Raw genomic sequence first — 13,240 nt, 5'->3', positions numbered from 1 at the left:
GTAAGTGCATGCCCACCCCTGCCCTTTCCGAGCCCGACGTCGCTGCCGGGTCCGCTGCTCCCGGGTCCGCTGCTGCCGGACCGGCCGCCCCGTCGCGGCGCGAGCTCAACAAGGCGGCCACCCGCCATGCCATCACGGAGGCGGCCCTCGGCCTGCTCCGCTCCAACGGCCCGGGCAACTTCACCGTGGAGGACATCGCCGACGCCGCCGGCATCTCCCGGAGGACCTTCTTCAACTACTTCAGCAGCACCGAGGCGGTCATCGCCTCGGTGACCCACGGCTTCCTGGACACGGCGCTACAGCAGTTCCGGCTACGTCCGGCCGACGAGCCGATCCTGGAATCCGCCCGCGCCGCACTGGTTGAACTCGCGGACCCGATGACGGTGGCGCCGCTGGCCGAGCTCTACAGTCTGGGCCAGTCCAACCCGCAGCTGAACCGCTCCGAGCTGGAAGCCTGGGACCACTGCACGGCGGAAATCATTGACGCCGCCCGGGTGCGCTTCGCCCAGGGCGCCGGCGTCGAGGTCGACGAACTGTACCTCAGGGCCCTCGCCGGCTCGGTGATCTCCTGCGGCAAAGCCGCCATGGATCTCTGGTTCGCCCGCTGCGAGGGTTCCCTCTCCCCCGCCTCGCTCTCTACCCTGCGCCAACTCCTGATCGACTCCATGAGCCTGCTCGGCTCCGGATTCTCCTCTCCGGCAGCCGCTCCCGCCGCCACCGCCGCCCCTTCCCCAGATCGGTTCTGACATGGCACTTCTGCTGTACCGCCTCGGCAAATTCTCCTACCGCCACCGCTGGCTCGTCATCTCGCTGTGGCTCGCCGTCATGGTCGCCGTCGGCGGTGCCGCGGCCGCCTTCCACGGCACCCTGTCCAACAACTTCCAGATCCCGGGCACCGAAACCCAGCAGATGGCGGACAAGCTCAAGAAGGAGCTCCCGGCGTCCTCGGGCGGCTCGGCGAGCATCGTCTTCGAGGCCAACGACGCGCGGTTCAGCCAGGCCGGCCAGGAGGCCGTGTCCGCCGCCCTGGCGAAGCTGAAGACCATACCCGACGTGCAGGGGACCGTTGACCCGTTCGCAACCCAGGCGCAGCTGGACAAAGCCGCCACGGACCTCGCCGCCGGCGAGCAGCAGGCGGCGGCCGGCAAGGCCCAGCTGGACAAGGCCGCCGCTGAGCTCGCCGCCGGAAAGGGCCAGCTGGCAGCTGCCGAACAGCAGATGACGGCCGCCGGTCTGCCGCCGGCTGCCATCGACGCCCAGCTCGGCCAGCAGAAGGCAGCCCTCGCGGCAGGCCAGGCCAAGCTCGACGCGGGGACCAAGGACCTTGAAGCCGGCGACGCCAAGCTGGCCCTCGGAAAGCGCCAGCTGGAGGCTTCCCGCGGCCTGCGCTTCGTCTCCGAGGACGGCAGGGCTGCCATTGCCCAGGTCCAGTTCAAGACCTCGATCAACGGCCTGAAGCCCGAGGTGCGGCAGGAAGTCCAGGACATCGTCAAAGAGGTGTCCGACGCCAACGTGACCGCGCTGCCCAGCAAGGAGATCAGCGAGGACATCTCGGAGATCTTCGGCACCGCAGAGATCATCGGCATCGCCGTCGCGGCTCTGGTCCTGGTGGTGATGCTCGGCACGCTGATTGCCGCCGGGCTTCCCCTGCTGATGGCAATCGTCGGAGTGGCTGTCGGCGTCGGCGGAACCATCGCACTCAGCGGTGCCGTGGACATGAGCTCCATCTCCCCGATGCTCGCCCTGATGCTCGGCCTCGCCGTCGGGATCGACTACTCCCTGTTCATCGTCAACCGGCACCGCGGCCAGCTGCTCGCCGGGATGGACCCCGAGGAGTCGGTGGCACTGGCCACCGGCACCTCCGGCAATGCCGTGCTCTTCGCCGGCCTCACCGTGATCATCGCCCTCGCCGCCCTCGTGGTGCCGGGCCTACCCTTCCTGGCGGTGATGGGCCTCTCGGCCGCCGCCACGGTGGCTGTCGCCGTCGTCGTCGCCCTGACGCTGACGCCCGCGATCCTGTCGCTGGTGGGCCGCAGGCTCGTGTCCAGGCGGGCATGGGCCAAGGCGGAGCGGCGCAACGCCGCGCCGGACCATGCCACCGCGGACCTGGCCAAGGACGAGTACCGCAGCAGCCACGGCTGGGGCGGCGTCGTCACCCGACATCCCTGGCTGGCCCTGCTGGCCGGTGTGGCGCTGCTGGGCGTGGTGGCGCTGCCCGCCAGCCAGCTCCGGCTCGCCCTGCCCGACGCCAGCTCCGAGCCCGTGGCCTCGCAGGCCTTCCAGGCCTACGACGTCACCAAGCGCAGCTTCGGTGAGGGCATGACCGGGCCGATCATCGTCGTCGGCGACCTGCCTGCGGGGTTGAGCGAGGCCGACGCCAAGGCCAAGCAGTTCGATGTGGCGGACATCCTGCGCAGCACGAACAACGTTGCCGCCGCCGTGCCGCTGGCCCTCAGCGAGGACCGCCGCACCGCCGTCTTCCAGGTCCTCCCGAAGGAGGGCCCGGCCAGCGCCAGCACAGTCAAGGTGGTGGCCGAGCTGCGCGCCGAGAAGGCCCAGATCAAGGACTCCACCGGGGTCGGCATCGGGCTCACCGGACAGACCGCCGGGAACGTGGACGTGTCCACCAAGCTCGGCGACGCGCTGCCGCCGTACCTGGCGATTGTCGTCGGGCTCTCGCTGATCCTGCTGCTACTGGTGTTCCGCTCCATCGTGGTCCCGCTGCTGGCCACCGGCGGCTTCCTGCTCTCGCTCGCCGCAGCCTTCGGCGGCGTCGTCGCGGTGTACCAGTGGGGCTGGCTGGGTAGCGTGTTCGGCGTCGAGAACCCGGGCGCGGTGCTGAGCTTCCTGCCGATCATCCTGATCGGCGTGCTGTTCGGCCTGGCCATGGACTACCAGGTGTTCATCGCCTCCGGCATGCGCGAGTCCTACATGCACGGCGAAACCGCCAAGCACGCGGTCCGCTCCGGCTTCAGCCATGCGGCCGCCGTAGTCGCCGCCGCCGCGATCATCATGGTCAGCGTGTTCTCCGGCTTCATCTTCTCGCACCTGAACATGGTGCGGCCGCTGGGCTTCGCAATGGCCTTCGGTGTGCTGGTCGACGCGTTCGTGGTCCGGATGACGATCGTCCCGGCCGTGATGTACCTGCTGGGCAGCAAGGCCTGGTGGCTGCCGCGCTGGCTGGACCGCATCCTGCCTGACGTCGACGTCGAGGGCGCCAAGCTCCGCAAGCCGGCGGCGGACGCTGCAGCCGACTCAGCTGCCGAGCCCGAAGGTGAGCCGGAGCAGGTGGGCGCCCGCTGACGTCACCCGTCCCACGGACGCCGCCACTTAGGCCGCGAGCGCCCGGAAGTAACGGGTGCGTTTAACGGTCTTGGCGTGATGCCGTAGTTCGCGGCGGTGATGGCCTGCGTCCGTGGCCGGTCCGGCTGCGTTGGGCAACGGCGCGCCAGTGGGACAGGTGCCCGGCAGCGGCGGTGCCATCGAACGGTACCTGTAACCGACAGGGGTTGTGGTTTCGATTGTGTGCCGGGGGCCGGGTCGGGGCCTAACGCTCCAGCCCGGTGTTTCTTTCGTGTGGTTGCACGCTTCGCAGAGCCCGGCGCCGTTGCCGGAGGTAGTCGCCCCTCCGCTGCGCCAGGGGATGATGTGGTCCAGGTGCCGGATCGGGGCGTCGCAGTACGGCGTGCGGCAGGTTTCGTCGCGGACTTGTATGAACCGGCGCAGCCCGGCCGGGAAGAGCCGGGCGCGGGAGTCCGTCGAGAGGAGTTCCCCGGTGGCGGGGTCGGTGAAGAGCCGGCGGAGCCAGATCCTGAACGCGGGGCTTGCGTCAGTGTCGCTGCCCGCATCCGTTCCTTGGCCGGCGCCGGTCGTGTCTCCGGCCCCGACCAACAGCTGCCGCGCCCAGCCTGCCGGGACGACGCCATAGCCCGGGAGCCGAGCGGGTTCGCTGTCGCCCTGCAATAAGCTGCGGTCGGTCATGACCAGCTGGATCTCGACGCCGCTGATCCCGCCAGCCTTCCCGGTGGTGCGTTCGACCAGGGCGTCGGCCATTAGCTGGCCACGGGAGCGGGGATCACCGGAGCTGCGGACCGAATCGGCATGCCGGGTCAGGGCCGCCTGCACGGCGACACCGGCCGCGACCGGCAGCAGTGCGGTGAGGTAGCACATGGTGTCCGGCGCCGGGCGGAGACTGACGTGGCATTCGGTCGCGGCATGAGCCGCGCGCTGGGTGACCGATCGCGGGTCCCGGCGGTACGCTGCGGCCCGGGCGGCGGAGATGATGCGGCGGTCTCCGGCGCCGTCGAACGTCCCGGTATCGGCCGCGAGTTCCTCGTCGACGGCAGCCCGGTCCTCCGCGGACAGGCATGCCGTTTCCCGCACCAGCAGCGTGGCGCGCCATTCGTTGAGCTGCCCGGTCTCGAGCGCGGCGAGGGTGTGGGGCATCTCCGTCACCAAGGCCTTCGCCAAGCCTAAAAGCCGGCCGCCCTTGGCCGGTGATTCCCGCCGGGCCAGTGCGATCTGCGCCGCAACCCCGACGCCCAACTCGTCGACCGGGAGACCGGCAAGGGACTGATCACGGCGCTGGGACAGGTCGAAGGCGACGGCATTCCGTGCCTGCCGGGCCGCCAGGGCGGACTTCAGGTCCTCCAGCTCGCGAGTCTCACCGATGAGCGCGGCTGCGCCGGCCGGGGCCGGGAGGCCGGCCACGATCCGGACCAGGTCCGCGACCGTCATGCCTGCCATCTGAACCACTTCGGGCCTCTGATTGCCGTCCATGGAAGAAGCCTACAGAGCACCCCTGACATTCATTGCCGAGCCATCTGCCGCTCCCAGATGCCGCCGCCACCAGGGTCGGCCGAAGCAACGCCGGGCCACGTTTTGCCGATAAATCCGCTCAGCGGTTCCGATAGTAGTCCTTCCAGATCAGGCGATGAACGGGGAGCCTCCGGGGCAGCGACCGCAGACCGGGGATGAACGGCAGCAGCGTCAGCAACGCGGTCAACACCACCATTGTGAACACCGCAAGGGCGTCGACGCTGGGTGAGGACTTGAACGGCTCCACCTGGTAGAGGAGCGAGAAGAGCCACAGCCAGGACTGCCCGGGGGTGTCGCCGGTCTCATTCATCACGCCCCATTGGTCTCCGGAGAGATGTTGGCTTGCCGCAAGGTCCGGAAAATAGCTGCCGTCGCCGAGGAACAGGAGGCTGCGGGTGTAGTCCATGCTGTAGAAATTTCCGCCGCCCTGGAGCACTCCGTCCAGGGCTCCGCTGCGTGCAGCCGCCCTGGAGCACGCCGTCCAGGGCTCCGCTGCGTGCCATCTCCAACAATGAGCCGGTGAGCCCGGGGACCGGGCCATACGCCCCGGCTGCCACCTTGGTCGGGTCATTGTCGGGGGCTGCGGCGAGGGCGTCGGAGTAGGCGGCGGCCCAGTCGGAGCGCTGTTGGTCGGTAGCGGCCTTCCACTCGGCCAATGCGGCCGGTGGCGACGGCAGGGCCTCCAGCGGGCCGACCACGAAGTCGTTGGCGGTATCGACCGGGAGCCGGACGCCGGCGAGACTTTGGAGATCCACCGGGCCGATTTTCTGTGACGCGTCCGGAGTGGCGTTATAGGGCGGCCCGTACCCCGCGGTGTCCGATGTTCCGGCGAGCTCCTTGGCCGCCGTTGCGACGAAATCTGCCGGGGCGGCGCTGGCCCACGTCTTGAGACTCACGCTGGGCTCGTCCGGGGAGCCGAAGACGGCGGACAAACCGAGTACCAGCAGGCCCACCACCACGATGCCAATGGTGAGCTCCTTGAGGAGGTCGTATTCGCGGACCCGGCCTGTCCACGGCCGGCCGGCAAGGTCGTCCGCCTTCCGCCACGACGTGCTGCTGCGTTCCCGGCCGGCCTTCACGCTGCGCCGCCGCCTTTGGTGGATTCCTGGGCAGTAGCGGGCGGCAAAGTGCCGCCGGGCGCCGGGCCACTGTCATGCAACTGGGCATCACTCCCGGCGGCCTCCAGCGGCGGCACCACACCGTGGACCCGGACCAGCAGGACATGCAGGACCACTCCCGCGCCGACGGCCAAGGGCAGCAGGGTGATGTGCCAAACGAAGATCTGTCCGACGTTTGCCACGTTGAACCAGCCGCCCACTCCCACGGCGTTCAGGGCGTCCTTGGCCTCGAAGGCAATCCACTGGGAATCGAAGTTCGTCTGGAGCAGGTACCCGGTGAATGCCGCCACGATGGAAACGACGAAGGAGACCATTCCCGTGATCCAGGTCAGTGCCCGGCCACCGCGCCAGGCCGCCATCCAGAATTTGAGCCAGAGGTGCACCACCATGAACATGAAGAAGAGTTCGACGCTCCACAAGTGAGTGCTGTTGATGAAGCTGCCAAGGGCGGAAACGTGATACCACAGCGGTCCGTTCAGCCCCAGCACGGCCCCGGAAACGATGATCCAGAGCAGCGAAGCGATAGCGCCCATGCCGAAGACATAGGCCCAGGACATGACATAGCTTGGCTGGTCTTCGGGCAGGAGCTTGTCCGGAGGCAGCTTCGCCAGCATCCACCGCCGGGCTTTGCCGGTCCAGGTGTGGGCGTCATCGTCCTGCGTTTGCACGCCGTACGCCGGTTTCGTCCGGGCGGTCATTTCCGCCCCTTTCCGCCGGGAAAGGGCAGGACGAGGGCCAGGACAAAGAGGACGAGCATCGCGACGATCACCATCAGGTTTCCCAATTGAATGGTGAAGCCGTCCCAGCCAAGATACGTTCCGGCGCCCACCGTGGCGACGCCTGCTACGAGCCAACCAGCCATGGAATCCTCGCTTCCCTATGGGATTCTGGCTCCACCACACCACGGCAAAAAATCCGCAGCCAGAGGCTTTCGCCCCGCCAGGTGAGCGCCCCGCGGCGCACGCAAGGGCAACGCGGGGTCAACTAGGCTGGTTCCGTGACCCGCCTCATTCTTGCTTCCCAGTCCCCCGCCCGCACCAAGCTGCTCAGCAACGCCGGCATCGCCCACGAAGTCCTCGTCTCCGACGTCGATGAGGACGCCGTCCAGGCCCGCTACGGCGTAACCGACCCGCATGACACCGCCCTGCTGCTGGCCCGCGCCAAGGCCGAGGCGGTCGCGTCGCTGCCGGAAGCCGAGGGCGCCCTGGTGATCGGCTGCGACTCGGTCTTCGAGTTCGACGGCGAGGCCCACGGCAAGCCGTACACCGCCGAGGTCGCCAAGGAGCGGATGCTCCGGATGAGCGGCGGGATGGGCGTGCTGCACACCGGCCACTGGCTGGTGGACTGCCGCGACACCGACCCGGACAGCGACGGCGGCACCGGCGCGACGCTCGGCTCCGTGAACTCCGCGGAGGTGCACTTCCTGGAGATGAGCGAGGACGAAATCGACAGCTACATCGCCACCGGCGAACCGCTGCAGTGTGCCGGCTCCTTCACCATCGACGGCTACGGCGGGGCGTTCATCCGCAAGGTCGACGGCGACCCGCACACCGTCGTCGGGCTCTCCATCTCCACCCTCCGGGCCCTGCTGGGCCAGGCCAGGGTGGGCGTCACCGAGCTCTGGACGGGCGGGGCCGCCAACCCCGCCGACATCCGCGCCGAGTGAGCCATTTCGCACGGCCTTGTAGGAACCCCACAAAGGATGGGCCGTTTACGCGCGGGATCCGCAAGTAATATCGGCGGAACCCACAAAACCGCGCTAGGCTCCCTGAAGGAAAGAAGGAGACGCCTTGTCAGCAAATTCGGAGCAGTCCGCAACGCCAGTGCCCGCCACCACCACGCCGGGCACCCGCCCCCTGAGCAAGGTGCTGATCGCCAACCGCGGCGAAATCGCTGTGCGCATCATCCGCGCCGCCCGCGATGAAGGCATCGCCTCCGTGGCCGTCTACGCGGATCCGGACCGCGACGCACTGCACGTCAAGCTCGCCGACGAGGCGTACGCCCTGGGCGGCAACACCGCCGCCGAGTCCTACCTCGTGATGGACAAACTGATCGAGGTGGCCCAGCGTGCGGGCGCCGACGCCGTCCACCCCGGCTACGGCTTCCTCGCCGAGAACGCCGAATTCGCCGCCAAGGTGATCGAGGCCGGCATCACCTGGATCGGCCCCTCCCCCGAGGCCATCTCCGCCCTCGGCGACAAGGTCCAGGCCCGCCACATCGCCGAGAAGGTCGGCGCCCCGCAGGTCCCCGGCACCGCCGACCCGGTCGAATCCGCCGAGGAAATCCTCGAATTCGTGGACAAGTTCGGCCTGCCGGTCGCCATCAAGGCAGCCTTCGGCGGCGGCGGACGCGGCATCAAGGTGGCCCGCACCCGCGAGGAAATCCCCGAGCTCTTCGAATCCGCCGTGCGCGAGGCCACCGCCGCCTTCGGCCGTGGCGAATGCTTCATCGAGCGCTTCCTGGACGCCCCCCGCCACGTCGAGACCCAGTGCCTCGCCGACGCGCACGGCAACGTCGTCGTGGTCTCCACCCGCGACTGCTCGCTGCAGCGCCGCAACCAGAAGCTCGTCGAAGAGGCCCCCGCCCCGTTCCTCACCGCAGAACAGAACCAGCGGCTCTACGACTCCTCCAAGGCCATCCTGAAGGAAGCCGGCTACCTCGGCGCCGGCACCTGCGAGTTCCTCGTCGGCCAGGACGGCACCATCTCCTTCCTCGAGGTCAACACCCGCCTCCAGGTGGAGCACTGCGTCTCCGAGGAAGTCACCGGAATCGACCTGGTCCGCGAGCAGTTCCGGCTGGCCCGCGGCGAGGAGCTCGGCTACGGCGACCCGGAGGTCCGCGGCCACTCGATCGAGTTCCGCATCACCGGCGAGGATCCGGGCCGCAACTTCATGCCCGCCCCCGGCACCATCACCAAACTGTTGAACCCCACCGGCCCCGGCGTTCGGATCGACTCCGGCGTGGAACAGGGGGACGTCATCAGCGGCAACTTCGACTCGATGCTCTCCAAGCTGATTGTCACCGGCGCCACCCGCACCCAGGCCCTGCAGCGCTCCCGCCGGGCCCTCGAGGAAATGGTGGTGGAGGGCATCCCCACCGTCATCCCGTTCGACCTCGCCGTCGTCACCAACCCCGACTTCGCTCCCGCCGAAGGCCCGTTCAAGGTGCACACCCGCTGGATCGAGACCTCCTTCGTTAACGACATCCCCGCCTGGACGCCGACCGGTGCGGGGGCCGAAACGCCCGACGCCGGCGACCGCCAGCGCGTCGTCGTCGAGGTTGGCGGCAAGCGGCTCGAGGTGGTGCTGCCGGCGTCCCTGGGCACCGTCTCCGGCGGCGGCAAGCCGGCGAAGGTCAAGAAGCGCTCCCGCAGCGCCGGCACGGCGGCTCCGGCCGGCGGCAACGCCCTGACCTCCCCCATGCAGGGCACCATCGTGAAGGTGGCGGTCGCCGAGGGCGAGCGGGTTTCCGAGGGTGACCTCGTCGTCGTGCTGGAGGCCATGAAGATGGAACAGCCGCTCACCGCGCACCGAGCCGGCATCGTGATTGGGCTCTCCGCGTCGGCCGGGGAAACCGTCTCCGCGGGCGCCGTCATCGCGATGATCGAGGACGGCGAGACGGCCGAATAGCGGCAGCGGGCGGCGGGAGGCAGACTTAGTTACGTGAAGCCCTTCCTGCTGCTCGCCTCCCGCGCCGAGGACGCCGCCGCCGACGACGAATACCTCGCCTACCTGCGCTACACCGGGCTGGCCGAGGCCCAGCTGCACCGGATCAGGATGGAGGCCGCGCCGCTGCCCCAGCTGGAGCTCAGCGAGTACTCCGGCGTGATCGTGGGCGGCAGCCCCTTCACTTCCAGCGACCCTGCAGAGCACAAGAGCGAGGTCCAGCACCGGGTGGAGCGCGAGCTGTTCGCCTTGCTGGACCGGATCGTGGCCGAGGACTTCCCGTTCCTGGGCGCCTGCTACGGCGTCGGCACGCTGGGCCTGCACCAGGGCGCCGTGATCGACCGGACCTACGGCGAAGGGCTCGGCGGCGTCACCGTCAGCATGACCAACGCCGGGCAGCAGGACCCGCTCCTGCGCGGGCTGCCGGAACGGTTCACGGCGTTTGTGGGCCACAAGGAGGCGTGCACCGTGTTGCCCGGCGGCGCGGTGCTGCTGGCCAGCTCCGAGACCTGCCCGGTGCAGATGTTCCGGATCCGTACCAACCTCTACGCCACCCAGTTCCACCCGGAGCTCGACGTCGAGGGCCTGACGACCCGGATCGACATCTACCGCCATGCCGGGTACTTCCCGCCCGACTCGGCCGAGGAGCTGATGGCCCAGGCCCGCCAGCACAACGTCACCGAGCCGATGGCCATCCTGCGCAACTTCGTGGAGCGCTACGCGCGGTAACCCCGCCGCGCCGGTGCGGGCGGCCGCCGTCGCGGGGCCGCCGCCGTCGCCTTCCCGCCCAGTTACTCAGCCGCCACCGCCCCGCGACACGGAAATGCCCGGCGTGTTCACCGAACACACCGGGCATTTCAGCCAGTAACCGGGCTGGAGCGTCAGGCGACGTTGTTCTCGTAATCCAGGTCGCGGGTTTCCTTGCTCACGAACAGGGCGATCAGCGTTAGCACTGCCATGGACGTGAGGTACACGCCCACCAGCACCGGGCTGCCCTTCGCCATTTCCCAGAGCCAGACGGCGATGAACGGTGCCACGGCCGCGCCCAGGATCGACGAGACGTTGTAGCTGATGGCCGACCCGGTGTACCGGACGTTGGTCGGGAACAGCTCGGGCAGCAGCGCACCCATCGGACCGAAGGTCAGGCCCATCAGCGAGAAGCCGATGATCAGCAGGCCCATGGTGCCTGCGAAGCCGGCGCTGAAGAGCGGGACGAAAAGCAGGCCGAAGACGAAGATGCCGGCGGTGACCGCGATCAGCATCTTGCGGCGGCCGTACTTCTCGGCCAGCGGGCCGGAGACCAGGGTGAAGATGCCGAAGAACACGACGCCGGCAATCAGCATCCAGAGGAAGTCGTTGCGGGTGTAGCCCAGGCCCGGGACAAACGCGGCGGCTGCGGCTTCGCTCATCGGCTTGCCGGCCTTCTCGGCGGCGGCCTGCGCGCCGGCCAGCGTCGGCTTGGTGCCGTAGGTCAGCGTGAACGTGGTCATCAGGTAGAACAGCACGTAGGTGGCCAGCATGATGAAGGTGCCCAGGATCAGCGGGCGCCAGCTGGTCTTGAAGACGCGGCCCAGCGGCAGCTTGGCAACCTCGTTGGACTCCAGGACCTTGGTGAAGGCGGGGGTTTCGATCAGCTTGAGCCGGACGTAGAGACCGATGATGACCATCACGGCGCTGACCAGGAACGGCACGCGCCAGCCCCACTCGGCGAAGGCCTGGGGAGCCAGCGTGTAGCTGAAGACCAGGAACAGCACGTTGGCGATGATGAAGCCGATGGGGGCGCCCAGCTGCGGGAACGTGCCATAGATGGCGCGCTTGTTGGCAGGCGCGTTCTCGGTGGCCAGCAGGGCCGCGCCGCTCCACTCGCCGCCGAGGGCCAGACCCTGGGCGAAGCGCATGACGACGAGCAGGGCCGGCGCCCAGAACTCCCAGCCCGGGACCAGGGCGGTGGGGAGGCAGCCGATCAGGAAGGTGGCGATACCCATGGTCAGCAGCGACGCCACGAGGGTGCCCTTGCGGCCGAACTTGTCACCGAAGTGGCCGAAGACGATCGAGCCGAGCGGGCGGGCGATAAACGCGACGCCGAAGACAGCGAAGGAGCTCAGCAGCTGGGTGGTCTCGTTCTGGCCCGGGAAGAAGAGCTTCGGGAAGACGAGGACGGCGGCCGTGGCGTAGACATAGAAGTCGTAGAACTCAACGGTGGTGCCGATCAGGCTGGCGACGATCACGCGGCCGCGCGAGTTCACCTGCTGGGCAGACCCTTGCTCCGCTGAAGTGGCAGTGGATGACATGTAGTAACGCTTTCATGAAGACCGGACCGCCCTGCGGAGGGAGGCCGGCTAAGGAATGTATATAAGTCCGATAATAGTTCCTCGCGTCCACCCAATGGACAAATGTTCCACTATTTGGACGCTGTGTGTCGGTCCGACTTGCGTCTCGCGTCGGCGGCTAAAAGCCCAGCGGGGAACGCAACTGAAGACAAATTGCCTGAAGACAAAATTGCCTGAATACATGCACGGATGTACTTTGGGCAGATGGATACCCTGACACATGCCCCGGTGTTGGCCCGGTTCGGCTACGCGGTCTCCGACCCCACCCGGGCGCGGATTCTGCTGGCTTTGGCGGAGGCGGCCGCGTACCCCTCGGAGCTCGCTGATTCCCTGGGGGTCTCCCGGCAGAGCATGTCCAACCATCTGACGTGCCTTCGTGGCTGCGGCCTGGTGGTGGCCGCCCCGGACGGCCGGCGGACGCGGTATGAGCTGGCCGACGACCGGCTGGGCGACGCGCTCAGGGACCTGCTCGGCGTCGTTCTGGCCGTTGACCCGGCCTGCTGCGCCCCTGACGGGACGTGCCTGGCATGACCACGACAAGGCAGTCCGCCCCTACCGCCGCCCGCCGCGCCGCGCTGAGCCGGCGCATCCGGCTGTTCGCGGCCGCGACCATCAGTTACAACATCGTTGAGGCCGTCGTCGCGCTCTGGGCCGGCAACGTCGCGGACTCCTCCGCCCTCATCGGCTTTGGACTTGATTCGGTGATCGAGGTCGCCTCCGCGGTCGCCCTGTCTTGGCAGTTTTCCGCGAAAGACCCGGAACGGCGCGAGCACCTGACCCTGCGGATCATCTCGATCTCCTTCTTTGCCCTGGCACTGTTCGTCTCCGTGGACTCCGTCCGCTCGCTGACCGGAGGCGGCGAGGCGCAGCATTCCACCCCGGGAATCGTCCTCGCTGCCCTGAGCCTGGCTGTCATGCCGGTCCTGTCGTGGCTGCAACGCCGGGCCGGCCGGGAACTCGGCTCCAGGACCGCGGTGGCCGATTCCAAACAGACGCTGCTGTGCACCTACCTCTCCGCGGTCCTGCTGCTCGGTCTCGTCCTGAACAGCACGCTGGGATGGTGGTGGGCTGACGCCGGCGCGGCACTGGTCATCGCCGGGATCGCCGTCCGCGAAGGCATCAACGCCTGGAAGGGCGACGTCTGCTGCGCCGTCCCCCATGCCGCAGTTCCCCACCCCGTCGTAGGCGAAGACGACGGCGACACCTCAGGCGGCGCCGACGGCGGTGCTACGGGCTGCAGCGAGGGTTGCGGATGCGGTCCCGGACCGGAAGTTATCACCCTCTCCATACCGCCACGGCACGGCTGAGC

At 68.6% G+C, this 13,240-nt stretch carries 13 protein-coding genes; 7 read left to right on the top strand and 6 right to left on the bottom strand.

The window, feature by feature from the left end; all coding sequences use genetic code 11:
• The first annotated feature begins 8 nt into the window (after positions 1–8).
• On the top strand, positions 9–746 hold the full coding sequence (locus FFF93_RS05085; protein WP_138769885.1) for a TetR/AcrR family transcriptional regulator: 738 nt from the start codon (positions 9–11) through the stop codon (positions 744–746).
• A 1-nt stretch (position 747) separates the two neighbouring features.
• The gene (locus tag FFF93_RS05080) at positions 748–3,303 is read left to right on the top strand and encodes an MMPL family transporter (RefSeq protein WP_138769886.1); all 2,556 of its coding nucleotides are present in this window, start codon (positions 748–750) and stop codon (positions 3,301–3,303) included.
• Positions 3,304–3,330: 27 nt separating this feature from the next.
• Here the strand turns inward: FFF93_RS05080 and FFF93_RS05075 are convergent, their stop codons facing one another.
• The 5 genes from FFF93_RS05075 to FFF93_RS16905 form a co-directional block, all read right to left on the bottom strand.
• On the bottom strand, positions 3,331–4,737 hold the full coding sequence (locus tag FFF93_RS05075; protein WP_261375397.1) for an HNH endonuclease signature motif containing protein: 1,407 nt from the start codon (positions 4,735–4,737) through the stop codon (positions 3,331–3,333).
• Between the two features lie 160 nt (positions 4,738–4,897).
• Positions 4,898–5,131 carry a hypothetical protein gene (locus tag FFF93_RS05070; RefSeq protein ID WP_138769888.1) on the bottom strand — a complete coding sequence of 78 codons (234 nt, stop codon included), beginning with the start codon at positions 5,129–5,131 and terminating at the stop codon, positions 4,898–4,900.
• Entirely contained in the window at positions 5,121–5,897 is a 777-nt protein-coding gene (locus tag FFF93_RS05065; RefSeq protein WP_138769889.1) for a hypothetical protein, read from the bottom strand. The genes FFF93_RS05070 and FFF93_RS05065 overlap by 11 nt, the downstream gene beginning before the upstream one ends.
• Positions 5,894–6,634: a cytochrome b N-terminal domain-containing protein gene (locus tag FFF93_RS05060; protein WP_138769890.1), complete on the bottom strand. Its 741-nt coding sequence runs from the start codon at positions 6,632–6,634 to the stop codon at positions 5,894–5,896. Before FFF93_RS05060 ends, FFF93_RS05065 begins: the two co-directional genes overlap by 4 nt.
• Complete coding sequence (locus FFF93_RS16905) at positions 6,631–6,798, bottom strand: hypothetical protein (RefSeq protein WP_186372237.1); 168 nt, start codon at positions 6,796–6,798, stop codon at positions 6,631–6,633. The genes FFF93_RS05060 and FFF93_RS16905 overlap by 4 nt, the downstream gene beginning before the upstream one ends.
• Positions 6,799–6,933: 135 nt before the next feature.
• Between FFF93_RS16905 and FFF93_RS05055 the strand changes: the two genes are divergently transcribed.
• From FFF93_RS05055 to FFF93_RS05045, 3 genes are all read left to right on the top strand, one after another.
• The gene (locus FFF93_RS05055; protein WP_138769891.1) at positions 6,934–7,602 is read left to right on the top strand and encodes a nucleoside triphosphate pyrophosphatase; all 669 of its coding nucleotides are present in this window, start codon (positions 6,934–6,936) and stop codon (positions 7,600–7,602) included.
• A gap of 124 nt (positions 7,603–7,726) precedes the next feature.
• Positions 7,727–9,565, top strand: coding sequence for an acetyl/propionyl/methylcrotonyl-CoA carboxylase subunit alpha (locus FFF93_RS05050; RefSeq protein ID WP_395858420.1), 1,839 nt, complete (start codon positions 7,727–7,729; stop codon positions 9,563–9,565).
• A 33-nt stretch (positions 9,566–9,598) separates the two neighbouring features.
• On the top strand, positions 9,599–10,330 hold the full coding sequence (locus tag FFF93_RS05045) for a glutamine amidotransferase (protein WP_138769892.1): 732 nt from the start codon (positions 9,599–9,601) through the stop codon (positions 10,328–10,330).
• Positions 10,331–10,482: 152 nt separating this feature from the next.
• On the opposite strand, the gene FFF93_RS05040 is transcribed toward FFF93_RS05045, so the two are convergent.
• Complete coding sequence (locus FFF93_RS05040) at positions 10,483–11,892, bottom strand: MFS transporter (RefSeq protein ID WP_138769893.1); 1,410 nt, start codon at positions 11,890–11,892, stop codon at positions 10,483–10,485.
• Positions 11,893–12,135: 243 nt separating this feature from the next.
• Here FFF93_RS05040 and FFF93_RS05035 point away from each other — a divergent pair, with 243 nt between their 5' ends.
• Positions 12,136–12,462, top strand: coding sequence for a helix-turn-helix transcriptional regulator (locus tag FFF93_RS05035; protein ID WP_138769894.1), 327 nt, complete (start codon positions 12,136–12,138; stop codon positions 12,460–12,462).
• Positions 12,459–13,238, top strand: coding sequence for a cation diffusion facilitator family transporter (locus FFF93_RS05030; RefSeq protein WP_138769895.1), 780 nt, complete (start codon positions 12,459–12,461; stop codon positions 13,236–13,238). The genes FFF93_RS05035 and FFF93_RS05030 overlap by 4 nt, the downstream gene beginning before the upstream one ends.
• The last annotated feature ends 2 nt before the right edge of the window (positions 13,239–13,240 follow it).

The organism is Arthrobacter sp. KBS0702, from assembly GCF_005937985.2.
Lineage (GTDB): Bacteria > Actinomycetota > Actinomycetes > Actinomycetales > Micrococcaceae > Arthrobacter.
Note: the sequence above shows the minus strand (reverse complement) of the source record. Positions and strands in the feature narration are given on the sequence as shown.